The sequence below is a fragment of the Bradyrhizobium sp. S69 genome (assembly GCF_009766005.1).
Classification (GTDB): Bacteria; Pseudomonadota; Alphaproteobacteria; order Rhizobiales; family Xanthobacteraceae; genus Bradyrhizobium.
On sequence record NZ_LMUK01000042.1, the window covers coordinates 184,168 to 206,165 of the forward strand.

General features: G+C 62.7%; 20 protein-coding genes. 7 read left to right on the plus strand and 13 right to left on the minus strand.

Annotated features, from left to right (window positions below; genetic code table 11):
• Nucleotides 1–121: 121 nt before the first annotated feature.
• The 6 genes from GSQ88_RS21020 to GSQ88_RS21045 form a co-directional block, all read right to left on the minus strand.
• Complete coding sequence (locus GSQ88_RS21020; RefSeq protein ID WP_159009667.1) at nt 122–1,951, minus strand: DUF8189 domain-containing protein; 1,830 nt, start codon at nt 1,949–1,951, stop codon at nt 122–124.
• A 288-nt stretch (nt 1,952–2,239) separates the two neighbouring features.
• Complete coding sequence (locus GSQ88_RS21025) at nt 2,240–3,007, minus strand: anti-sigma factor family protein (protein ID WP_159009668.1); 768 nt, start codon at nt 3,005–3,007, stop codon at nt 2,240–2,242.
• Nucleotides 3,004–3,564: a sigma-70 family RNA polymerase sigma factor gene (locus GSQ88_RS21030; RefSeq protein ID WP_159009669.1), complete on the minus strand. Its 561-nt coding sequence runs from the start codon at nt 3,562–3,564 to the stop codon at nt 3,004–3,006. Before GSQ88_RS21030 ends, GSQ88_RS21025 begins: the two co-directional genes overlap by 4 nt.
• Nucleotides 3,565–3,655: 91 nt before the next feature.
• Nucleotides 3,656–3,985: a cupredoxin domain-containing protein gene (locus tag GSQ88_RS21035; RefSeq protein WP_159009670.1), complete on the minus strand. Its 330-nt coding sequence runs from the start codon at nt 3,983–3,985 to the stop codon at nt 3,656–3,658.
• A 57-nt stretch (nt 3,986–4,042) separates the two neighbouring features.
• Nucleotides 4,043–5,005, minus strand: a complete 963-nt coding sequence (locus tag GSQ88_RS21040; RefSeq protein WP_159009671.1) for a metallophosphoesterase family protein — start codon at nt 5,003–5,005, stop codon at nt 4,043–4,045.
• 220 nt (nt 5,006–5,225) lie between these two features.
• On the minus strand, nt 5,226–5,456 hold the full coding sequence (locus tag GSQ88_RS21045) for a hypothetical protein (RefSeq protein ID WP_159009672.1): 231 nt from the start codon (nt 5,454–5,456) through the stop codon (nt 5,226–5,228).
• A gap of 246 nt (nt 5,457–5,702) precedes the next feature.
• Between GSQ88_RS21045 and GSQ88_RS21050 the strand changes: the two genes are divergently transcribed.
• Entirely contained in the window at nt 5,703–6,833 is a 1,131-nt protein-coding gene (locus tag GSQ88_RS21050) for a phenylacetaldoxime dehydratase family protein (RefSeq protein ID WP_159009673.1), read from the plus strand.
• 53 nt (nt 6,834–6,886) lie between these two features.
• Here the strand turns inward: GSQ88_RS21050 and GSQ88_RS21055 are convergent, their stop codons facing one another.
• Nucleotides 6,887–7,816, minus strand: coding sequence for an NmrA family NAD(P)-binding protein (locus tag GSQ88_RS21055; RefSeq protein ID WP_349628231.1), 930 nt, complete (start codon nt 7,814–7,816; stop codon nt 6,887–6,889).
• A gap of 39 nt (nt 7,817–7,855) precedes the next feature.
• Here GSQ88_RS21055 and GSQ88_RS21060 point away from each other — a divergent pair, with 39 nt between their 5' ends.
• Nucleotides 7,856–8,464, plus strand: coding sequence for a TetR/AcrR family transcriptional regulator (locus GSQ88_RS21060; RefSeq protein WP_159009675.1), 609 nt, complete (start codon nt 7,856–7,858; stop codon nt 8,462–8,464).
• Nucleotides 8,465–8,489: 25 nt separating this feature from the next.
• Here GSQ88_RS21060 and GSQ88_RS21065 read toward each other — a convergent pair whose 3' ends face one another.
• From GSQ88_RS21065 to GSQ88_RS21075, 3 genes are all read right to left on the minus strand, one after another.
• Nucleotides 8,490–10,109: a GMC family oxidoreductase gene (locus tag GSQ88_RS21065; protein WP_159009676.1), complete on the minus strand. Its 1,620-nt coding sequence runs from the start codon at nt 10,107–10,109 to the stop codon at nt 8,490–8,492.
• A gap of 169 nt (nt 10,110–10,278) precedes the next feature.
• Nucleotides 10,279–10,977 (minus strand): class I SAM-dependent methyltransferase, encoded by a 699-nt coding sequence (locus tag GSQ88_RS21070; RefSeq protein WP_159009677.1) that lies wholly within the window; start codon nt 10,975–10,977, stop codon nt 10,279–10,281.
• A complete protein-coding gene (locus GSQ88_RS21075) occupies nt 10,970–11,431 on the minus strand; it encodes an Rrf2 family transcriptional regulator (RefSeq protein WP_159009678.1) in 462 nt (153 codons plus the stop codon). The genes GSQ88_RS21070 and GSQ88_RS21075 overlap by 8 nt, the downstream gene beginning before the upstream one ends.
• Nucleotides 11,432–11,656: 225 nt before the next feature.
• Here GSQ88_RS21075 and GSQ88_RS21080 point away from each other — a divergent pair, with 225 nt between their 5' ends.
• Both GSQ88_RS21080 and GSQ88_RS21085 read left to right on the plus strand, forming a co-directional pair.
• Nucleotides 11,657–12,829 (plus strand): M20 aminoacylase family protein, encoded by a 1,173-nt coding sequence (locus GSQ88_RS21080; RefSeq protein WP_159009679.1) that lies wholly within the window; start codon nt 11,657–11,659, stop codon nt 12,827–12,829.
• A gap of 88 nt (nt 12,830–12,917) precedes the next feature.
• The gene (locus tag GSQ88_RS21085; RefSeq protein ID WP_159009680.1) at nt 12,918–13,535 is read left to right on the plus strand and encodes an MOSC domain-containing protein; all 618 of its coding nucleotides are present in this window, start codon (nt 12,918–12,920) and stop codon (nt 13,533–13,535) included.
• Nucleotides 13,536–13,747: 212 nt separating this feature from the next.
• On the opposite strand, the gene GSQ88_RS21090 is transcribed toward GSQ88_RS21085, so the two are convergent.
• A complete protein-coding gene (locus tag GSQ88_RS21090; protein WP_159009681.1) occupies nt 13,748–15,370 on the minus strand; it encodes an inorganic phosphate transporter in 1,623 nt (540 codons plus the stop codon).
• A 294-nt stretch (nt 15,371–15,664) separates the two neighbouring features.
• Between GSQ88_RS21090 and kdgT the strand changes: the two genes are divergently transcribed.
• The gene (gene kdgT / locus GSQ88_RS21095; RefSeq protein WP_159009682.1) at nt 15,665–16,666 is read left to right on the plus strand and encodes a 2-keto-3-deoxygluconate transporter; all 1,002 of its coding nucleotides are present in this window, start codon (nt 15,665–15,667) and stop codon (nt 16,664–16,666) included.
• A gap of 53 nt (nt 16,667–16,719) precedes the next feature.
• Here the strand turns inward: kdgT and GSQ88_RS21100 are convergent, their stop codons facing one another.
• Together GSQ88_RS21100 and GSQ88_RS21105 are read right to left on the minus strand one after the other, a co-directional pair.
• Nucleotides 16,720–18,165 (minus strand): UdgX family uracil-DNA binding protein, encoded by a 1,446-nt coding sequence (locus GSQ88_RS21100; RefSeq protein ID WP_159009683.1) that lies wholly within the window; start codon nt 18,163–18,165, stop codon nt 16,720–16,722.
• Between the two features lie 204 nt (nt 18,166–18,369).
• Nucleotides 18,370–19,608 carry a putative DNA modification/repair radical SAM protein gene (locus GSQ88_RS21105; RefSeq protein ID WP_159009684.1) on the minus strand — a complete coding sequence of 413 codons (1,239 nt, stop codon included), beginning with the start codon at nt 19,606–19,608 and terminating at the stop codon, nt 18,370–18,372.
• A 168-nt stretch (nt 19,609–19,776) separates the two neighbouring features.
• Between GSQ88_RS21105 and GSQ88_RS21110 the strand changes: the two genes are divergently transcribed.
• The gene (locus tag GSQ88_RS21110) at nt 19,777–20,607 is read left to right on the plus strand and encodes an ImuA family protein (protein WP_159009685.1); all 831 of its coding nucleotides are present in this window, start codon (nt 19,777–19,779) and stop codon (nt 20,605–20,607) included.
• A gap of 106 nt (nt 20,608–20,713) precedes the next feature.
• On the plus strand, nt 20,714–21,998 hold a 1,285-nt coding region (locus GSQ88_RS21115; RefSeq protein ID WP_159009686.1), incomplete at its 3' end, for a Y-family DNA polymerase.

Consider the following 21,998-nt stretch of genomic DNA (forward strand, 5'->3'; position numbering starts at 1 on the left):
GGTCGATTCTGACCACCCCAAGCTTGATGCTTCATGGTTAGCAGCGCGCTTTTGCGCGCCTCTGGAACTATGGGACGATGAACACCATCGTTCGAGATGCGGCCGAACAGACGCTGCAGAGCTACTGTCCATCGATTGTCCAGGTGACGGTGTAGTTTGAATTGCCGCCGCAGCCGCTCGGGGAGTCGGTTCCGGGCGAGTTAATGGCGCCGGTGAGGTGGTGATGCGTCGTGGCGCGCATTTGCTGCTGCAAAGCGCGGCCATTGAGATAGGTCAACGTGCCGCTGGCTACGGGGCCGTCGCAGTTGGCGAAAGCGAGGCTGAGCGTTTCATCGAGGATGGCCGCCACCGCTGCGCCAATGAGACTTCCGATCAGGACGGGACCGCCGCCAACGGCCGTCACGACCGTAATACCCGCCCCCGCCAGTACAGCCGTGGTATCGGGATTTACAAGCTGCTTAAAGAGATCGTTGACCCAATCCTCCGTGCCTTTGGCGATGGCGCCGGCGACGGTGCCATTGGTGTCGGAATGTCCCTGATTGTTGATGATATAAAAGAAGACCACGGGTTCACAGAGTTCAATGGGAACAAGTCCTGTGTTTACCGCTTCGTTGAGCTCATGAGTGCCGGTACCGACATCGCCCATGGCATACTGCTTGGTCATCAGCGGCCATTTGCCGACTGCGAGGCTAACGGTAGCGTAATCGGTATCGCTCTGGCCGAGGCTACCGTTCGAACGAAGTGAGAGAATATTGACCTCGGCAATGTCAAAGACGAAGGCGTTGGGCATCGAGAACAACGGGCCGAAATTCCACGGATAACTCCAGCTGGTTCCGTCGAAGATCTTGGGCCGCATCATTTCGTTGAAGCCCGGCTCGAGCACGCTGAAGCGAACCGGCGGCGGCGCCTCAGGGACTTTGCTTACACTGTTGGCGACAATGGCCGGTGCCGAACCGAGGATGCCGCCGAGCGACTCCCAATTCGTCCGCCAACCGTTAGCGTCCATCCAATTGTGCCAGAGCGCGCGGTCCGACCCCACGGCGAAGACGTCGATGCGCAAATTGCCCGGGCTACCGATCGTCGCAATCAAGCTGGTTCTCTGTTCGACCGGGATCGAGCCTCCAATGGGCGGTCCGGCGATGTCGATGCGGGGAAAGAAGGCGGCTGGGACCGGCTCCGAAGCAAAAGTGATGGCAGGCGTTTTGCCGTTGACGGAGGGTTTGCTGGCCGGACCGAGTGACGACCATGGTCGCCAGATCTTGCCGTCGAAGAGGGTCATCCACATCGCGCCGTCACTGCCCGCGACAAATAAATAGAGCGAGTTTCGGACACGAATGGCAGCCGGCGCGGAGGCAGCAACGGGCGCGCCAAGCAGTGGACCGCCAACGATGTTCCAATGGCTGGAAGCGCCGGGCTTGTAGGCGAGATGATAGATCATGTAGTCGAGCCCACGGCCGAACACGTCATAGGCTCCGGCGGTTCCGGCGACGAGCATCGGCGGGCTCGCGAAGCATCCGCCCAATTCCTCCCAATTGGTGTCCCAGGCGGTGCCGTTCCAGGCCTTGTGGACCATGCCCTGGTCGATGCCGAGGGCGAAGATGTCGATCCGATCAGGCCCGGTGGACGCGACGGCGGGCGTGCTCATGAAATTGCCGCCGAGATTTTCCCAATTGGGTGTCCAGGTCCCCGCGCCTGTGGCATTGGCTTGAAAGGTCTTGTGGTAGACCGCGTAGTCCGTTCCCAGGCCAAAGACATCCAGGCGATTTTCGCCGAGCGGCACCGCCACCGGCGGCGTTGTGAAAATCCCTCCAAGGTTGTCGAACTGCCCGACCGCGGGGTAGTCGGGCCAATGTCCGACGATATTGTTCCAGGTGGTATGGTTCATCTCGAATTTGCCATCGAGCCAAAGCACATCCAAACGCTCATTGGGAACCAATACGATGGCGTGCATCTGGCAACTCCATGTTGGAGAGTTTTGATGACCTCAAAAAAATCAGAAACCGCAAAGCGGTTATCTTAAATTGCGCGGCCGAACAGCCCGATGAACGGTGGGTCGCTACAATGCATTTCCATCGGCAGTATCCGCTCGCCGGAGTGAGCAAATCAGCGCTTTAGAATTAAGCTTCTATAATAATCTTGTTATAATCTGTCGGAGTTCGTGGTTGTGAACGACGAACATAGCAATCTAAAATAAAGGCGAAGGAATGGCGCGGCGTCGCTCGATTCAGCAGGCAACGCGTTAGCTGCTGGTCCGCAACGCAGCCTCGAACTTGTCGCCGAATTCGGCGAGTTCGTCGGGGCCGATGTCGCTGACGGCCCAGAAGTTTATGCCTTGCTCGCTCCAGCGCCGGACATTGAAGCCCTGCATGGTTTCCATCTTGGCCGGGCGGCGTTCGGTGTTGGCGGTCTGGGCGACGAACAAATTGATGACGTGCTGGCGCCGGCGATAGACCACGGCGCCGATCGCCCTGGCATCGACATAATCGAGCCGGCCGCCGATCAGCGTAAAACCTTGCGTGGTGAGATCGATCACCGGCGGCGAGACGTCGAGTTTGCCGTTGAACCACGGTTTTACAGTGTGCTGGTCGGTCGAGACCACGTCGATCAGATGGCCGGCCTGCAGCGAGCGCAGGTGCGCGGTGACGACCTCCGACAGCAGGCGCTGTTCGTCGTCGTTGCGCAGCACGATGGCGACGAGGCCGGTCGCCGCCAGCGCCGACACCGCCGATCCCATCGCAAAGCCCCTGATCACCGAGCGGCGGCTCGGCGCCGATGTTTGCGGTTGTGCCTGCGGCAACGACGCCTCGATGCGCCGGCGAAGCTCGAGCGGTGCGCGATAGCGCAGATTGGCGCCGGCGATGGCCTTGCTCATCTCGCGATAGTCGGCCAGTGCCGCCGCGCAGCGCGGACATCCCGCGACATGCGCCTCGACGTCGCGGCTGTGCCCGGCATCGAGCTCGCCGTCGATCAATGCGTGAAGAAGGATCTCGGCCTCGTCGCAGGTCATGTCTTTTGCTCCTCTCCCGCCGTCCATGCCGATCGCAGCATGGCGCGGGCGCGCGCGAGGCGGGACATCACGGTGCCGACCGGGGCTGCGACGATGTCGGCGATTTCGCGATAAGAAAGATTGTGAATTTCACGCAGCACGAAGGTCTCCCGGAACGGTTCGGCGAGGGCGGCGACCAGTTGCTGCACCGCCGAGGCGTCGCGCTGGCGCAATATCTGGGTCTCCGGCGTCTCCTGCGCTTCGTGCCACAACGGCGTTTGTGCCGCGTCGTCGGGTAGCGCGTCGATGTCGGTGGTCGGCGCACCCGCGCGGCGCGCATATTCGGCGCGGCAGACGTTGCGCAGGATCGCGAACAGCCAGGGCTTCATCGCGGGTCCGCGATAGCTGTCGAAATGTTTCAGCGCCCGCAGGTAACATTCCTGCACGGCGTCGTCGGCATCGTCGGCGTTGCGCAGCAAATAACGCGCAAGCGTGTAGACGTCGTCGAGATACGGCAGCGCGGCATCGCGAAAGCGCTGCGCCTTTCTGGGATCGTCGCCCGAGGTATCGATCGGCATCGCCTGTTGCCCGGCTGTTGCTGGAGATGCGTATGCCCGGCCGGCTTCGATCCACCGGCCGGGCATAGGTGTGATGCCTTGGTTTTGGCCGCTATTCAACCTTGATCATCCCGGTCATGTGCGGGTGCAGCGAGCAAAAATACTGGTAGTCGCCGGCCGCGGTGAAGGTAAACGAGAAGGTGCCGTCGGTATCCATCGCCTTCGACCTGAATTTGCCAGCGGAGACCACGGTATGCGGAATGTCGTCATGGTTGGTCCAGGTAACGGTGTCGCCGACCTTCAGATTCAGTTGAGCCGGCGTGAAGGTAAAATTGTCGATCGTGACCTTGGTTTCCGCGGCGTGAGCGCCGCCGAGGTACAGCGAGAGGGCGGCGGCGATCGCGATGCGAACGCCGTGCTTGCGGAAAGTTGCCGATATCATCGTAAGATTCCTTTGGCGGTTTTTTCGTCAGTCTTGTTTTCCTCAGTCTCGCTTTCATCAACCTTGCAGCGGGGTGTCGATGATCGCGAGCGGTTGATCGTTGCGCTTGAAGTTGATGCTGGCGACACCGAGCAGGCCGCGCAGCTTGTCGTCGGCGACTTTCATCGGCCCGGGCGAGGGCGCGGTGCCCGGCGCCGGCTGCGGGAAAGCGGTCGAGCGCGCGGTGTGGAAGGTGACGTTGCCTTCGACCTTCTGCATCACCTGGTGGATGTGGCCGTTGAGCACCGTGACCGAGCCGAATCCCTTGAGGTAGTCGAGTGCGCGGGCGCCATCCTCGGTGCCCCAGCCCCATTCCGGATAGACCGTCCACAGCGGGATATGCGCGAACACCACGATCGGGGTCGATTTCGAACGTCCCTTGAGGTCCTGTTCCAGCCATGCGAGCTGCTCGGCGCCGAGATTGCCGAGACCGCCGGCCTTGAGGTCGACGACATTGACGAGGCCGATGAAGTGCACGCCGCTGGCGTCGAACGAATGATAGCCGGCGCCCTTGGTGCCCTTGCCGTAGCGATCCTTGTAAAACTTGATCTCCTCATCGAGGAAATCGTGTTCGCCCGGCACGTAATGCACGTCGAGCTTGGCCTGCGAGATGATACGTTCGGCGTCGTCGAACTCGGAGGCCTTCGACAGATGGCTGATATCGCCGGTGTGGATCATGAAGGCAGGCTTGATCGGCATGGTCTTGATCTTGGCGATCGCCTCCTCGAGCGTTCCGAGCGCATTGGGATTGGCCGGCTTGTCGAACCCGACATGGCTGTCGCTGATCTGCAGAAAGGTCATGCCGGCGGGCTCGGCCGCCATCGCCGAACCGACAAGCCCGAGCGAGCGCGGCACGCCGCCGGAAACCGTCCACAGCACGCCGGTGCCGGCCCAGGTCATGCATTCCAGTACCCGGCGGCGGCTGACGCGCGGGTCCGTGTTTGAGCTGTCATCGTGGTGGTCGTGATCGAAGGTGCTCATCGCCAGTCTCCATGGACCCTTCATTGGGTTGCAGGGACGTGATCGGCGAAAGCGGGGTTTATTCCCGGAAATTTTCGGATGAAGCGAAAAAGCCGGCGCGGCCGGGATGACGATTTCGTGACCCCCGGGGCATGATCCGGAAAAGTAGCGCTCAAGTGCAACAAACTTGTCTTGCCGCCGTCAGCATAACGTCAGGCGATCTCTGTAAATCAGCCGGACTTCAACCGTCACCCCGGGAGAGAACATGAGCGAGCACGCCGTCGACCATCATCACAAGGCCGCCGAACATCACGAGCACGCCGCCAAGCATCACCGCGAAGCCGCTAAGCATCACGAAGCCGGCGATCACGAGAAGGCCGCGCATCACGCCCACAGCGCCCACGGCCATGCCAGCCACGCCGAAGAACACCATGCCGAGGCGAGCCGTCATCACGCCGAGCACCACGGCCATAATTAATAACAAGCAACTGCAAGAAACTTGTAAGTATGGCGTAGCGTCTTGCCGTCCCTGTCAAAAGGGACGGCATTTTTTTGCATCGCTCCCGGCTCATCCGGGCTCGAAACGGCATCATTTTTATTCCGCGACCCTTGAGCCAACGGCCCGTCATGCTAGCCTCATCGCCGCTTGGGAAGTCGCGGCGATGAATCAAGGCTGCGCGCCCTCGGCCAACGGCGGACGGAATACGGGGAGCCTTTCATGGGTGAACTTCGCGGCGAGCTCGACGTGCCGCCACGCACTGACCAGGCTCGCGGCGACCAAGTTCGCACCGGCCAAGCTCGCGCTGACCAAGACGGCTGCCCGGTCCGTATCTTCCCCCTGCGGCGGCCGGAAGGTCACAAGGCGCCGATTCCACGATATTCCGCGATTCTGCCGCAGCAGGACAAGGTCGCCGTGCTTTTCCTGGGTGTCCAGGCAACCGATGCGGAGGCGTTGCGCGAAGCTGAATTCGCCGGGCTGCTGGCCGCAGGCGGCGATCAGGCGCCCGTCTATGCCGACTTTGCCGGCTTCGCCGACCCGCAGGGCTATCTCAATCGCGTCGCCGCGCTGTATTGGCTGAAGGCTGGGGATTTCGCGGTCTGGTCGAAACTTCCGGCGGTCGCCGAATGGCGCGCGCGCGTAAGCGCCCGTTCGTCGGTCGGATTGTGGTGGGAGCCGGTCGCGGTTGACGCCGACTATATGGAAACGATCGCGTTCAAGGAGTTTTTGCGCGGGTTTTCCGGCTGCCCGGTATCGGGCTTCACCACCACCGAAGGAACCGGCTATTGGGGGGCGGCGCGCGATCGGATCCCCGCTGCGGGGTATGATCTGTTCGAACCGGCGGTCGCGGCCTCGGAGCCGGTGGCGGATGGATCGAAAATTCCCTACCGAAAGATTCAACCGCCGAAGAACATGGCCGTGATCCGCTCCGGCGTCTCCTGGGAACACTGCGCAGGCGAGCAACTGAAGGATTATCAAGAGCGCATCAAGCCGGCGCTGGATGCCGGGATGGATTATTTGCGAAACAACCCGCGCGATACTGGCTGTTTCGCGCTTCGCCAGGTCAATTGCGTCAGCGGTACGGGCGACGAATTGGCCGAGGCCTACTCGCTTGGCGCGTTCGTGTCGCTGGCCCACCTGGAATCATGGGCCAAGGACCACCCAAGCCATCTTGCCATCTACACCCGTGCGATGGCGGCGCGGCGCAAATATCAGGACCAGCTTCAACTGCGGACCTATAACGAGATCTTCATTGTCGAAGAGAACAATCCGCCGTTTGAATATTTCAACTGCCATTCCCGGACGGGACTGTTGCCTTATTCGCAAATGCTGGCGAGCGCCGGGGCCTGAACCGGCGCTTTGGAGCACGATCGAGCGCAGCAGCCGAGTCGCTGGCCGCGGCCTTATTTTCGAAAGACTTCGATATTTTCGCTAAGCCATTGCTGCAGCGTTCGCGGAGGCTTGCCGGTCAATTCCTCGAACGTCGAGGTGGTCTCTCCAAGCGCGGAATCGCGGAACATCTGGTCCAGGCCGACGAAGAGGTCAGTGACGAACGGCGAGAGGCCAGCAGCGAGCAGTGCGGTGCGCTCTTGGTCCAGCGTCCGGCTTTTGTAGACGACGGGATGACCAAGCAAATTCGACAGCTCTTCTGCAATCTGCGGCATGGTCCAGGCACGTGGCCCGGTCAGGTGATAGACCCGTTGCGAATCCGGATAGACGTCTTCGAGCAACGCAACGCGTGCAGCGGCGGCGACGTCGCGCGTGTCGATGAAATTCACCCGCCCTTCGCCCGCCGCACCCGTCCACGAGCCGGTCGAGACCTGACCTCCAGCTCGCCGGCTGAGGATGTCGGCAAATGCCGAAGGCCGCAAAACGCTCGATGCGATCGGCTGACGGGATAAATGCGCTTCGATCTCCGTGTGCCAAGCGAGGGGATACAATCGGGTTGCGGGCCCTATCGAAGAGAGTTTGGTGATGTGTTTGACGCCGGCGGCAACCGCGCTGTCGATCAAGGCGATCTCGTTGGCGACTTGTTGAAGCGAAGATCCGTGGGAGACGAACAGCCGATCCGCTCCGCGCAACGCATCGGCAATCGTCTTCGGATTGTCGAAATCAACCGCGGCGGCGGTCACTCCCTCGGGCAATCGAGCTGCATCCGGCCGGCGGGTCAGTGCGACGACATCGACGGGATCGGAGGCGAGAAGGCTGGTCAGCGTCGACCCGACACGGCCTGTCGCGCCAGCTATCGCAATCCGGGGTTTTCCCGAGGTCGGTTCGATTTTTTTGGACATCGTCTGGTCCCGTCCTATATGTTGGAACAATCGGTCCAACATATTTGGAACGATCGTTCCATTATGTCAAGGGGAAGTTTCATGAGCGGAAAGCCGCAGTTTGACGAAGCCGAAGTGATCGCGGCGGCAATCGAGGTGTTCCGGCGTCAGGGGTATACGGCCGCCGCCATCAGTGACCTGACGGAGGCCGTGGGTTTGTCGCGCTCCAGTCTCTACCAGCGATTCAACGACAAGGACGGTTTGTTCCGGGAAGCGCTTGCCGCCTACACGGAGCGTCTCTTGCGCCGCATGAATTCCGTCAAAGCCGACACCCCGCGCCTTCGAATGAAAGCGTTGCTGCGCTCTTTCTTGCCGGGGAAAGCACCCAAGCCAGCGGGCTGCCTGATCGCGCGAAGCTGTGCCGATATCCCAGCGCTGTCCGAGGATGCACAGGCCGCAGCGCTAGCAGGCATGGCGCGGCAACATCAGATGGTCGCCGGCCTACTGCGTGAAGGCGTGACGGCGGGCGAGTTGGCTGAAGATACCAATATCGATGCGATGGCGTGGCACTATCTCGGCGTGCTGCAGGCCCTATTGAACTTCCCGCAAGCCGGCGCTGACGGGAGCATGCTCGATCAAATGATCGACGTGGCGATGTCGGCTTGGCCTGTTCAAGGCCGGGATCGTGTTTCAGGAAGCTCGAAAGCGTAAAAATGCAGCGAGCGCCTTGAACAACCTATCGGCCATCTTCCAGGATCATCGCCGCGCCCTTTTCCGCGATCATCGCGGTCGGGGTGTTGGTATTGCCGGAAGTGATCGTCGGCATCACCGAGGCGTCGATCACACGCAAGGCCGAAAGCCCGTGAAAGCGCAGGCGCTCGTCGACCACTGCCATCGCGTCGCTGGCGCTGCCCATCTTGGCGGTGCCGACCGGGTGAAAGATCGTAGTGCCGATATCGCCGGCGGCTTTTGCCAATGAGGCATCGTCATCGCCGACCGACGGGCCGGGCAGGAATTCGCTCGGGTGATAGGGCGCGAGCGCTGTCTGCTTCATCAGCCGTCGCGTGGTGCGGATCGCATCGGCTGCGACCTCGCGGTCGTCGTCGGTGGCCAGATAATTCGGCGCGATCGACGGCGCCTGGTCGGGCTCGCCGGAGCGAACTCGCACGGTGCCGCGCGAGGTTGGTTGCAGGTTGCAGGCGCTGACGGTGATAGCGGGAAACCGATGCAGGGGATCGCCGAACTTGTCGAGCGACAAGGGCTGCACGTGGAACTGGATGTTGGCGCGTTCGCGGCGCGGGTCGGACCTGGTAAAAATGCCGAGTTGCGACGGCGCCATGGTCAGCGGACCGCGGCGGCGGAAGGCGTAGTCGAGGCCCATCAGTCCGCGCCCGACCAGCGAATAATACGTCTCGTTGAGGGTGCGGATGCCCTCGACCTTGTAAATCGCGCGCTGCTGCAGATGGTCCTGCAAATTGCGCCCGACGCCCTGGCGGTCGAGCACGGTTTCGATCCCGAGTGGCTTGAGCCAGTCCGCGGGGCCGATGCCGGAGCGATGCAGCACCTGAACCGAGCCGATCGCGCCGGCGCACAGGATCACTTCGTTGTTGGCGCGGGCCTCGACGATTTCACCGCCTTGCATGAAGCGCACGCCGACCGCGCGACCGTTCTCGATGATCAGCCGATCGACCAGCACGTTTTTTTCCAGCCGCAGATTGGCACGGTTCAAGACCGGCTTGAGAAATCCGCGCGCGGAAGACCAGCGGCGGCCGCGCTTCTGGTTGACGTGGAAATAGCCGACGCCTTCATTGTCGCCGGTATTGAAGTCAGGCGTTTTCCTGATTCCCATTTGCTCCGCGGCCTGTTCGACCGCGTCCAGCACCGCCCAGGACAGCCGCGGCGCTTCGACGCGCCAGCCGCCGCCGGCGCCGTGATGCTCGCTGGCTCCCAGAAAATGATCCTCCAGCCGCTTGAATGCCGGCAGCACATCGTCATAGCCCCAGCCGGTCAGCCCGAGCTGGCGCCAATGGTCGTAATCGGCGGCTTGCCCGCGCATCGAGATCATGGCGTTGATCGCGGAGGAGCCGCCGATCACTTTGCCGCGCGGATAGGCCAGCGAGCGGCCGTTCAGGCCCGCTTCCGGCTCGGTTCGAAACATCCAGTCCGAGCGCGGATTGCCGATCGCGAACAGATAGCCGACCGGGATGTGGAACCAGATCCAGTTGTCGTTGCCGCCGGCCTCCAGGATCAGCACGCGGTTTTTCGGATTGGCCGACAGCCGGTTGGCGACGATGCAGCCGGCGGTACCCGCGCCGACGACGATGTAGTCGAAATCACCTTGCAGCCGCTTCGCCATTCCTGGATTCCACCCGATTGAACATCGCCGTCATGTCCGGCTTGATGCCGGGCATCCACGTTTTCTTGCTCGGGCTCTATTAGTCGGACGTGGATGGCCGGGACAAGGGTGTAACCCGGAGACATGGCTGACCCCTGTTCTGGGACATCGCTGATATTTTCGCCGGCCGTCAAGCGTGGGCGATCCAGCCGCGCCAGGTGAACGCGGCATAGAACAGGCTGACATCCGGAAAGCCCGCATCGCGGAGGATCGCCTCGTCCTGCTCAGGGCTGAACATGTGCACATTCGCCTCGACCGCGGCCCGGCCCTTGTTCGCCAGTTCGGGATCGACGCCCGAGTCGATTGCGAAGGCGGCGTAGCGCGACATCCACAGCCCCCGCTCCGCATGCTGTTGCGGAAAGCTGCCATGGGCGGCCACGAACGGCGCACCCGGTTTGAGCCGGCGTAGAATGCCGGCTGCGGTCCGCCTTCGCTCGGCCGCATCGAGAAAATGCAGCGTCAGCAGGCAGGTCGCTGCGTCGAACGGTCCCGGCGGGGCGTCATCGATATAGCCCTGGATAAGCTCCACGCGCGCGCCGAGCGGTCCAAGCGTGCGCGCGGCGAGGCCCAGCATCTGTTCGGACGGATCGACCCCGACGAAGGTCCAATCCGGATGCGCTTCCGCCAACGCCTTCAATTCAAGCCCGCCGCCCGCGCCCAGGACCAGCACCCTTGCGTTTTGCTGCGCGTGCTCCGCCAGCAGGATAGCGGTCATGCGGTGCAGGTCGGCAAGACCCGGCACAAAGCGCCGCGGGCCATCGGTGTAGCGGGCGACGGACTCGGGATCGGAGAACGCCTTGAAAAAATATTGAGCGCTATTTTCAGGCATGATCGAACTCGGTAGTGAGTGAGCCTGAGCGGGCGGTCAGGCGTGCGTGGAAATCGGCGCTCAACGCGGCGAGTGTGACTTCGCCAAGGCGGGCGAGCAGCAGTGCCTCCGCGTCGTGAAACGCCTTGTCGAGGGCCGTATTCACCGCCTGTTCCACCAGACAGCCCGGCGCCTCGGTTCGATTGCCCATGGCCAGCAGCGAAGGGCGGCCAAGCGCATCGTAGATATCGCGTAGCGTTATCTCCGCCAGATCCCGCGCCAGCGTCCATCCGCCGCCATGGCCCTTTTCGGATCGCACATATCCCTGCTCACGCAAGCCGGCCATGATCCGTCGGATCACGACCGGATTTGTGCTCATCGCTTTCGCCAGCACCTCTGATGTCGCTGGACCGCTGTGCTCGGCCATGTGGAGCAGGACGTGGAGCACGCCCGATAATCTGCTGTCACGCTTCATGTAACTTCATATGTTACATAAGGCGTCAATCGTCAAGAGCGGCGGGATTGCCTTGCTCACCTCAACCGGCTTTCGCGCGTGCCTCCTTCGTCATCAAAGCGAACGGGCAGTTGCATTCCATAACGGCAATTCAAATCGAGACACTGCCCCGCGCCGCCGAGTGTTGGGCCGGGCGGAGCCGCGTGCTACACAGAAGGTCACAGTTGGCCCTCACCGAGACCGCTCATGCCCATCATCAATCGTGTCGCCGATCTGCAACCGGATATCCAGGCCTGGCGCCGGGACATCCATCAGCATCCCGAATTGCTCTATGACGTGCATCGCACCGCGGCCTTTGTCGCCGAACGGTTGCGGGAGTTCGGTTGCGACGAAGTCGCCACCGGCCTCGGCCGCACCGGCGTGGTTGGCGTCATCAAGGGCCGCAAGCCCGCGGGCGAGGGCGACCTCAAGGTGATCGGGCTTCGCGCCGACATGGATGCGCTTCCGATCGTGGAAGCGACCGACCTGCCTTACGCCTCCAAGAACCCGGGCTTGATGCACGCCTGCGGCCATGATGGGCACACCGCGATGCTGCTGGGAGCCGCGCGCTATCTCGCCGAGACGCGGAATTTCGCCGGCGATGCGGTGGTGATCTTCCAGCCGGCGGAGGAGGGCGGCGCGGGCGCCGCCGCGATGATCAAGGACGGCCTGATGGACCGTTTCGGCATCGAGCAGGTCTATGGCATGCACAATGGCCCGGGACTTCCCGTCGGATCGTTTGCGATCCGCAGCGGTCCGCTGATGGCCGCGACCGACGCCATCGATATCAGGATCGAAGGGCACGGCGGCCACGCGGCGCGTCCGCATAAATGCATCGATTCCATTCTGGTCGGCGCGCAACTGATCACCGGACTGCAATCGATCGTGTCGCGCACCATCGATCCGCTCGATTCCGCGGTGCTGTCGATATGCGAATTCCACGCCGGCAACGCCCGCAATGTCATCCCGCAAACCGCCGAGCTTCGCGGCACCGTCCGAACCCTGACCGCCGAGGTCCGGGGACTGGTCGAGAAGCGGGTGCGCGAGGTGGTCGCCGGTGTGGCGCAGATGACCGGCGCCAAGATCGACCTGGTCTACGAGCGCGGCTATCCCGTTACGGTCAATCATGCCTCGCAGACCGATATCGCGACCAAGGTCGCGAAGGAAATCGCCGGCGACGGCAATGTCCACGAAATGCCGCCGATGATGGGGGCGGAGGATTTTTCCTACATGCTGGAGGCGCGGCCGGGCGCGTTCATCTTCTGCGGTAACGGCAACAGCGCCGGACTGCATCATCCTGCCTATAATTTCGACGACGAGGCGATCGTGTTCGGCACCTCCTATTGGGTCAAGCTGGTCGAGAACACGCTGGCGGCGTGAGGCTGCTGCGGCGGCGCTTGGCGTCGAATTTGCAGGGCAAGCCGTCGAGGGGGCGCGTTACCGCGTCCTCGTTCGAGGTTGAAACGCGATGGCTGACATAGATCGTCTCCCCAAGGTCGTCGGCGTGCAGATCAGCGGCAAGCACGCCTTCAGCAAGGTGCCGCAAGACGCGATCCGGCTGATCGAAAACGTCGGCGTTGAGGGTGACGCGCACGCCGGCGCCACCGATCAGCACCTCTACCATATCAGGCGATTTGGCCAGCACCCGAACCTGCGGCAAGTCCATCTGATCCAGGCGGAGTTGTTGGACGAGGTCGCCGGGAAGGGACACGCCGTTTGCCCCGGCGAATTGGGCGAGAACATCTCGACAAGGCATGTCGACCTGCTCGGCCTGCCGACAGGTACCCGTCTTCGACTGGGTTCGGAGGCGCTGATCGAACTCACCGGCCTGCGCAATCCGTGCCACCAGATCGAGGATTTTCAACCCGGACTGCTCAAGCACTTGGTCGAGAAGAAACCGACCGGCCTGGTGCGCAAGGCAGGCGTCATGAGCGTCGTTCTGCGAGGCGGCGACGTGCGGCCGGGCGATGCGATTGAAATCGAACTGCCGCCGCTGCCGCATCAGCCGCTGATTTATCGGGTACCGGAACTGGAAGTTGGAATGACGTCGGTTCGCCGCGAAGCGGAAGGCATTCCACCGGCCTGACGCGGAGCTACGCTGGTGCTGGTTCTCCAAACGTAACGACACTGCCCCGGCGTTAGCGCCACGCGCTCTCTATTTACTTGAGCATGATCTCCGGGCAGACGCTTCGCGTTTGTCCCGAGGGAAAACCGGTATCCACTTTTCCGGATCATGCTCGTCGAAAAAGGCCCGCGCGGATGGCGCGGGCCTTTGTTGTTGGTACGTAGACTGCCGGATCAGAACAGCCTGGAGAAGATCAGATACAGGACGCCCGACAGGATCATCGCTGCCGGCAGGGTCAGCACCCACGCAAGCGCGATGTTGCGGATGGTCGACCATTGCAGTCCCGACCCGTTCGCCGCCATCGAGCCGGCGATGCCGGACGACAGCACGTGGGTGGTCGATACCGGCAGGCCGTAACCGTCGGCCGCAGCGATCGTCAGCGCCGCGGTGATTTCAGCGCAGGCGCCTTGTGCGTAGGTGAGATGGGTCTTGCCGATCTTCTCACCAACCGTCACGACGATGCGCTTCCAGCCGATCATGGTGCCGAGGCCGAGCGCGATAGCCACCGCGATCTTCACCCAATACGGGATGAACTTGGTGGCGCTGTCGAGCGAGCCTTTATAGGCGTTGAGCGTCGACACTTGATCGGTGCTGAGCTCGGCTTCCTTGTCCTTCATCAGGAAGCGAAGCGCTTCGGAGGCAAGGTACATATCGTTACGGGTGTTGCCGACGAGGTCGGAGGGCACCTTGGAGAACGATCCGTATTGCGCGACCTGCTTGCCGATATCCTCGACGAGAACCGCCAGCGAGGGATAGGTGCCCTCGTTGATCTGGTGCTCGGCGACGTAATTGGTCACGGCCGGCCGCGGATTGCCGATGACGCTGTAACCGGACGCTTTGCCCTTGATGATCTGGCTGGCGGCGGTCGAATTCGCGGTGAAGGACGCGATCTGGCTGTCCGGGAGGGCCCGGTTGAGCGCGTAGGCGGTCGGCACGGTGCCGATCAGGATCAGCATGATCAGGCCCATGCCCTTCTGACCGTCGTTCGAGCCGTGGAAGAAGCTCACCAGCGTGCAGGTGAGGATCAGGATGCCGCGGATCCACCACGGCGGCGGCTGGTCGCCCTTGGGTTCGCCGAACAGCGCCGGGGTGACCTTGGCCAGCACGGTCTTGAGGACGAAGAGCAGGCATGCCGCCAAGGCGAAGCCGAACAGGGGCGACAGCAACAGCGCCTTGCCGATGCCGGCGGCCTGCGACCAATCCACACCGGAAGTGCCGCTACGGCCGCGCAGCAGCGCGTTGGTGATACCGACACCCATGATCGAACCGATCAAGGTGTGCGAACTCGACGCCGGCAGGCCCAAATACCAGGTGCCGACATTCCAGATGATCGCCGCGATCAGCAGCGCGAACACCATGGCGAAGCCGGCGCTGGAGCCAACTTGCAGGATCAGTTCGACCGGCAACAACGAAACGATGCCGAAGGCGACGGCGCCGCTGGAGAGCAGCACGCCGAACAGATTGAACATGCCCGACCACACCACCGCGATGTTGGCGGGCATCGAGCGGGTATAGATCACGGTGGCGACGGCGTTGGCGGTATCGTGGAAGCCGTTGACGAATTCGAAACCGAGCGCGATCAACAGCGCGACGATCAACAGCAGATAAGGCATATAGGACGTGACGTGGGTGCCGGTCGCATCGACATCGGAATAGATGCTGTAGGCGACGAACAGCAGCGCTGCTGCGATCACGCCGAGATAAATGATCCCTTGAAGTGGATTGACGGCCCCGTCGAGCTTAGGCCCCTTACCGGCGGCCGGTTCGATTGAACCAGGTAGTGCAACATCAGCCATAGTTAATACTCCCCCAAAACTGTGGCGGACCTTGCTTGAGGTATGTGACAGACACGTGAAACGGCTGCGAAAGAACGGTGTCTAACGGGCACGGATCGGTTCGCTCGGGTGAAGCCTCCGTATCATCCTACCGGCGTGGGCCTGACGCGGCGGTAGCAGACCGCCGGGAGCCGGGCTCTGCCAACTTAACCTCTTGCGAAGCCTGTAGGTTTTGTTGTGTATCGCGCTGGCGTCCGAGCCTGCGGCCGCGCGCGCCAGTCAACGATACAACGATAAAAAACGGGAGGAACGACAGTGCAGATCAAGAGATATGTGGAAACGGTGCCGGGCGGGCTGATGCTGATCCCGCTGATTCTGGGCGCCCTGTGCAAGACGTTCGCGCCCGACGCCGGAAAATACTTTGGTTCCTTCACCAACGGCCTGATTACGGGGACGGTGCCGATCCTCGCCGTATGGTTCTTCTGCATGGGCGCGACGATCGATTTGCGGGCTACCGGCACGGTGCTGCGGAAATCCGGAACGCTGTTGGTCACCAAGCTGATTGTCGCCTGGGCGGCGACGCTGATCGCGACCCACCTGCTGCCCGAGGGCGGCCTCACCACGGGGCTGCTGGCGGGACTATCGGTTCTCGCGGTCACCGCCTCGATGGACATGACCAATGGCGGGCTCTATGCGGCGGTGATGCAGCAATACGGCACCAAGGAGGAGGCCAGTGCGTTCGTCCTGATGTCGGTCGAATCCGGTCCGCTGTTCAGCATGTTGATCCTCGGCGCAACCGGGGTTGCGGTTTTCGAGCCCCGGCTGTTCGTCGGCGCCGTGCTGCCATTCCTGATCGGGTTTGCGCTCGGAAATCTTGATTCCGAACTGAGGGAATTCTTCGGTCGCTGTGTTCATCCTCTGATCCCGTTTTTCGGGTTCGCGCTCGGCTGCGGCATCGACCTTAACGTCATCGCCACCAGCGGCTTTGCGGGCATTCTGCTCGGCTTAGGTGTGATCGTGGTCACGGGAATCCCGCTGATCCTGGCCGACAAGTTCATCGGCGGCGGCAACGGTACCGCAGGCATTGCGGCTTCGAGTACCGCGGGAGCCGCGGTCGCCAATCCAACCATCATCGCCGAGATGATTCCGAAGTTCAAACCGGTGGTGCCGGCAGCTACCGCGCTGGTGGCGACGGCATGCCTGGTCACGGCGATACTGGTGCCAATTCTGACGGCGATGTGGGCCAGGTATTCCGGCCGCATCGTCGAGCAGCGCGATCCCGATCTGCGCGGCCTAAAAGCCAAGGAGGTCGTTTAGCGCGCCGAGGCGTCCAATAAGAAGCTGATCGGTTCGGAATCGATCAGCTCCAGTCAGGCCGCGTGCTTCTTCAACATCGCCGCGACGATCCGCAGATCGTCGACGAAACGTTGATACTCAAGCGCCCTGGCGTCGGGATCGGGCAACCGCAGCAGATAGGACGGATGCACCGTCACCAGCGCTTGGATGCCGTGCTCCAGTTCGATCAACTGCCCGCGGTTCTTGTTGATCGGCGTGATTTTCCCGAACACGCTTTGCGCTGCGGTGGCGCCCATCGCCACCACCAGCGCGGGCTTGATCGCCGCCAGTTCGCGCTCGTACCATTGCCGGCAGGCCTTGATCTCCGGCGTCGCGGGTTTCTGGTGCAGGCGAATCTTGCCGCGCGGTACAAACTTGAAATGCTTGACGGCATTGGTGACGTAGACCTTGGTGCGGTCGATGCCGGCTTCCTGCAGCGCGCGGTCGAGCATTTGTCCGGCGGGGCCGACAAACGGTTTGCCGGCGAGGTCTTCCTTGTCGCCGGGCTGCTCGCCGACCAGCATGATGCGGGCATGCGGCGGGCCTTCGCCGAACACCGTCTGCGTGGCATCTTTCCAGAGCGGGCAGGCGCGGCAATCGGCGGCTTCTTCGCGCAAGGTGGCAATGTCGCCGCTTGTTTCATGCTTCATCGAAGGTTCCGGCCGTTTCTGCGATTTATGCGGTTCGGTGGCGGCATTGGCGATCATCGCGCCGGTTAAGCGTTCGGCGCCGGCGATCAGGGGTTTAATCAGCGAGGCCTCGGGCAGGTTCCGCCAATATTTCTTCGGCATCTCGCTCTGCATCGCCTTCACCTTGAGCCGCGCCGGATTGAAGATGCTGGCATAGTAACGCCGCCAGGTTTCCTCCAACCGGTCCTCGGTCGGCGCCTCGGCCTTGCCGACGCCCGGCGTGATCGAAACGGCATGGCCGTCCCAATGCGCGCAAGCATCCGGCGTCAGGATCGACCAGGGCATGTCGGCGAACCGGCGGGCGAAAAACGGCGCCGCCAGTTCGACGATGTGATGCTCCGGTTCGAACCAGGCGACGTAGTGCGCCTTCTGTTCGCGGCCAACTTCGCGGAAGCGGACAAAGGCGTGCATCTTGTGTTCATCGCGGCGCACGGCCTTGGCCATCACTGTCAGCAACGCGACATCCGGATCAGTCGCGACCTCAAGCAGATGATGATGGCCACGCAGCCGCCACAGCAGCCGATACAGCATCGCAAACCGCTCGGGATCGCGATGCAGGATGGCCGATTGCGCGAGCTCGACGAATTTGGCGGAGACATTGAAGGTGGCTTGGAAGGTGCCCAATGGGGTTTCGAGCGGCAGCGCTTCGGCCGCGGGTGCGAACAACTCAGACTCGTCGCCCCGCACGATCCATGTCACGTCGGTTGGTTTGACCTCATGCAGCACCAGCGATCGCGCCGCCGTGCGCCAGCCTTCGAAATCGGTTTGGCTATCGAGCGTGATGAGGTGCATAGTTCTACTCTCCGCTACACGTTACGCCGTCATCCTGAGGAGCGGCGTCTTCGCCGCGTCTCGAAGGGTGGTGTTCAGCACGGTGCTTGCGGCACATCCTTCGAGACGCGCGCACTGGACAGCGCAAGCGCGCTGCCAGGAGGGCGCGCTCCTCACGGGTGAACGCAATTGCGTTCATCCCGGGGATGACGGCTTGCACACGTTCTAAAACCCAAATCCCAATTGCTCGGCCTTCGGCTTGAACCGTTCCGCCAGCCGCGCATCGTCGAGTTGATGCGGCGATGGCTTGAAATCGCTGAGAACGATGAACGGCAGTGCCTTTTTCGCCGGGACATGCAGCCGCGCCAGATCGGCCACGCGAATGGAGGTGACGCGGCGGGTGGCGATGATGCGGTCGACCGCTTTGGTGCCAAAACCCGGCACCCGCAGCAGGTCTTCGCGACTGGCCGTGGCGATATCGAGCGGGAAGCGGTCGCGGTGGCGCAGCGCCCACGCCAGCTTCGGATCGATCTCGAGCGACAGCATGCCTCGTGTCGGATCGACGATTTCGCCGGCGTCAAAGCCGTAAAACCGCATCAGCCAGTCGGCCTGATACAGCCGGTGCTCGCGAACCAGCGGCGGCGGGCTCAACGGCAGCGCGCGGCTTGAATCCGGGATCGGACTGAACGCCGAATAATACACGCGCTTGAGCTTGTAGGAGCCATAGAGATTGGCTGAGGTGTCGAGGATGGTTTTGTCGCTGGCCGCATCGGCGCCGATGATCATCTGCGTGCTCTGGCCGGCCGGTGCGAAGCGCGGCGGTTTTGCCTTTGTCGCTGTCGCTTGATCCTCCTGCGCTTCATCGAGCTTCAGGCGCAGCCGGCCCATGGTGCGGCGGATCGCGCGCACGTTTTTCTCCGGCGCCAGCCTGGCAAGGCTGTCCTCCTCGGGGACCTCGATGTTGATGCTGAGGCGATCGGCGTATTTGCCGGCTTCGGTAATCAGCGCGTCGTCGGCTTCCGGAATGGTTTTCAGATGGATGTAGCCGCGGAAGTGATGCTGTTCGCGCAGTTTCCGCGCGACGCTCACCACCTGCTCCATGGTGTAGTCGGCGCTGCGGATGATGCCGGAGGAGAGAAACAGCCCCTCGATATAATTGCGGCGATAGAAGTCGAGCGTCAGCTTGACGACTTCATCCGATGTGAAGCGCGCCCGCGGCACATTGCTGGAGCTGCGGTTGACGCAATAAAGACAGTCGTAGTTGCACGCGTTGGTCAGCAGCACTTTCAACAGCGAGATGCAGCGGCCGTCCGGTGCGTAGGAGTGGCAGATGCCCATGCCGGGCGCGGTCGAGCCCATGCCCTTGCCGTCGCTGGAGTCCCGCCGTTCGGTGCCGCTGGAGGCGCAGGACGCGTCGTATTTGGCGGCATCCGCCAGGATCGCCAGCTTGCGTTCCACATCCATCGCTGAATCCCCTTGATTCCACTGCCAAATCGCCTCCGAGCGCCAATTCGATTGACTCCATCGGCCTTGTTAGCTTTATATTAGAACATACCATGAACAAATGAGCCAGCTTAAGGGTTCATTCCAAGAGCCACTGGCAGTCCAATATTTTCGAGGGAGCGGCGCGGAATGATCAGCGCACGCATGAACACGCTTGCGAATTTGCGAGGGCGCATCGATCGCCTCGAGGCGCATGGCGACACGCATGCGCTTGACCGGATGGCGCTCGGTCATGCGGCCGCGGATGCGACGCTGCAGGGCGGGCTCGCCACCGGCGCGCTGCATGAGGTGTTCGCCGAGGGGCGGCAAAGCGGCGCGGCCACCGGCTTCATCGCAGGCTTGGCGGGACGGGTGACGGTACGGCGTCCGCTGGTCTGGGTGCGGCAGGATTTCAGCGAGGTTGAATCGGGCGCGTTATCGATGAACGGGGTTGCCGAACTCGGTCTCGATCCGCGCCGGCTGGTGACCGTGCGCGCGCCCGATGCGGACAATGCGCTGCGCACCGCCGCCGATGCGCTGGCCTGCGATGCGGTGGGCGCGGTGGTGCTGGAAGTCTGGGGCGAGGCGCGGCAGCTCGATCTCGTCGCCAGCCGCAAGCTGACGCTGACAGCCCAGGCCTCCGGCGTCACCTGCCTGGTGCTGCGCGTGGCAGCGGAGCCGCAGCCTTCGACCGCGGAGACCAGATGGATCGTGCGCGCGGCGCATTCGCCGCCGGGGGCGGCTTTAATGCCTGCGGCGGCCTGGACCGCATGGGGCGCGCCGATGTTCGACACGCAACTCGTCCGCAATCGTCACGGCGCGCTCGGGCAATGGATCATGGAATGGAAATGTGATGAGTGCCTTTTCAGCGAACCCGCGGCGTATCCTCAGCCTGTGGCTGCCACGCCTGCCCATCGACCGCATCAAGCGGCAGCTTTCATGGCAGATGGATTCGAGTACCGCGAACGTCGCGCAGGATGAAAATAGCGAAGAATTTTTAAACGAGATCGCTCGCAACACGGACAATCGGCTCCCTCCCCCCTTGCGGGGGAGGGTGGGGGAGAGGGGTAAGCCACAAGCGCTGCCGTTGCCGCCACCCCCCTCCCTAGCCCTCCCCCGCAAGGGGGGAGGGAACAGCGCTGCCGCTCAGGATAGACCAACTACTTCTCAGGACGACCCCAGCGTCGTCGTCACCAAGCAAAACAACGCACTGCAGATCTACGCGCTGGATGATGCCGCCGCCGATCTCGGCCTCGAGGTCGGTCTGCCTCTGGCCAATGCGCGGGCGATCTGTCCGCATCTAAAAGTCTTCGACGCCGATCAGGCCGCCGACGCCAAATTGCTGAATAACATCGCCGACTGGTGCGACCGCTTCACGCCGCTGGTGGCGCTCGATGCGCCGCATGGCCTGTTTCTCGACATCACCGGTTGCGCGCATCTGTTCGGCGGCGAGGCCGCATTGATGCATCTTTTGTGCGCGGCGTTGACCGCGCAAGGCTTTGCCGTCAGCGGCGCGATTGCCGGCACGGCCGTCTGCGCACGAACCCTGCGAAGCCATGCCCATGGCCGCATTGTCCGCCAGGGCGGGGAAGCCGATGCGGTCAGTCCGCTGCCGGTGTTCGCACTCGGCGCCGATGAGGCCATCACGCGAGGCCTGCGCCGCGCCGGCCTCAAAACCATCGGGGATGTGGCCGCGCGCGAGCGCCACGAAATCACCGCGCGGTTCGGTGCCGGTTTCACCAATTTGCTGGAACAGGCGTTGGGACAGGGCGATGCGCCGATCAGCCCGCGAAAACCACTGCCGGATTATATCGTCGAGAAACGCTTTGCCGAACCGGTGGCGACCGATGGGGTGATCGCGGCGACCCTATCCCGGCTGGCGCAAATGCTGGTTGTGGCGATGGACAGGCAGGGCAAAGGCGCACGGCGGCTGGAAGCGAGTTTCTTCCGCACCGACGGCGCGGTGCGCACGATCGTGGTGGATGCTGGATTGCCGGTGACCAAAAGCGCTGTCATCGACCGGCTGTTTCGCGAACGGCTCGATGCGCTGCGCGATCCGCTCGATCCCGGTTTCGGCTTCGATCTCATTCGCCTGTCGGCGAGCCGCACCGAAATCGTGGTGCAGCAGCAGCACGATCTCGATGCCCATGTGCACGACAATGACGAACTGGCCGCGCTGATCGATCGTATCGCGGCGCGGATCGGCGGCAGGCGCGTGGTCGTGCATCTGCCGCAGGATAGCCATATCCCGGAGCGCGCGGCGATCGCCGCACCCGCGCAGCATCATCTGGCCACGGCGGTTCAAGCCGTCTGGCCGGGTCGGGCAGAGAGCGAACCGCCGCTGCGGCCGCTGCGGCTGTTCGAACGGCCGG

What these genes read in the sequence shown, in the direction of transcription:
- GSQ88_RS21085 (WP_159009680.1), top strand. Translation starts at nt 12,918, where the DNA reads ATGGCTGACATAGATCGTCTCCCCAAGGTCGTCGGCGTGCAGATCAGC.
- GSQ88_RS21060 (WP_159009675.1), top strand. Translation starts at nt 7,856, where the DNA reads ATGAGCGGAAAGCCGCAGTTTGACGAAGCCGAAGTGATCGCGGCGGCA.
- GSQ88_RS21110 (WP_159009685.1), top strand. Translation starts at nt 19,777, where the DNA reads ATGATCAGCGCACGCATGAACACGCTTGCGAATTTGCGAGGGCGCATC.
- GSQ88_RS21065 (WP_159009676.1), bottom strand. Translation starts at nt 10,109, where the DNA reads ATGGCGAAGCGGCTGCAAGGTGATTTCGACTACATCGTCGTCGGCGCG.
- GSQ88_RS21080 (WP_159009679.1), top strand. Translation starts at nt 11,657, where the DNA reads ATGCCCATCATCAATCGTGTCGCCGATCTGCAACCGGATATCCAGGCC.
- GSQ88_RS21030 (WP_159009669.1), bottom strand. Translation starts at nt 3,564, where the DNA reads ATGCCGATCGATACCTCGGGCGACGATCCCAGAAAGGCGCAGCGCTTT.
- GSQ88_RS21025 (WP_159009668.1), bottom strand. Translation starts at nt 3,007, where the DNA reads ATGACCTGCGACGAGGCCGAGATCCTTCTTCACGCATTGATCGACGGC.
- GSQ88_RS21075 (WP_159009678.1), bottom strand. Translation starts at nt 11,431, where the DNA reads ATGAAGCGTGACAGCAGATTATCGGGCGTGCTCCACGTCCTGCTCCAC.
- GSQ88_RS21055 (WP_349628231.1), bottom strand. Translation starts at nt 7,816, where the DNA reads ATGTTGGACCGATTGTTCCAACATATAGGACGGGACCAGACGATGTCC.
- GSQ88_RS21070 (WP_159009677.1), bottom strand. Translation starts at nt 10,977, where the DNA reads ATGCCTGAAAATAGCGCTCAATATTTTTTCAAGGCGTTCTCCGATCCC.
- GSQ88_RS21105 (WP_159009684.1), bottom strand. Translation starts at nt 19,608, where the DNA reads ATGGATGTGGAACGCAAGCTGGCGATCCTGGCGGATGCCGCCAAATAC.
- GSQ88_RS21100 (WP_159009683.1), bottom strand. Translation starts at nt 18,165, where the DNA reads ATGCACCTCATCACGCTCGATAGCCAAACCGATTTCGAAGGCTGGCGC.
- GSQ88_RS21050 (WP_159009673.1), top strand. Translation starts at nt 5,703, where the DNA reads ATGGGTGAACTTCGCGGCGAGCTCGACGTGCCGCCACGCACTGACCAG.
- GSQ88_RS21040 (WP_159009671.1), bottom strand. Translation starts at nt 5,005, where the DNA reads ATGAGCACCTTCGATCACGACCACCACGATGACAGCTCAAACACGGAC.
- GSQ88_RS21020 (WP_159009667.1), bottom strand. Translation starts at nt 1,951, where the DNA reads ATGCACGCCATCGTATTGGTTCCCAATGAGCGTTTGGATGTGCTTTGG.
- GSQ88_RS21090 (WP_159009681.1), bottom strand. Translation starts at nt 15,370, where the DNA reads ATGGCTGATGTTGCACTACCTGGTTCAATCGAACCGGCCGCCGGTAAG.
- GSQ88_RS21045 (WP_159009672.1), bottom strand. Translation starts at nt 5,456, where the DNA reads ATGGCCGTGGTGCTCGGCGTGATGACGGCTCGCCTCGGCATGGTGTTC.
- GSQ88_RS21035 (WP_159009670.1), bottom strand. Translation starts at nt 3,985, where the DNA reads ATGATATCGGCAACTTTCCGCAAGCACGGCGTTCGCATCGCGATCGCC.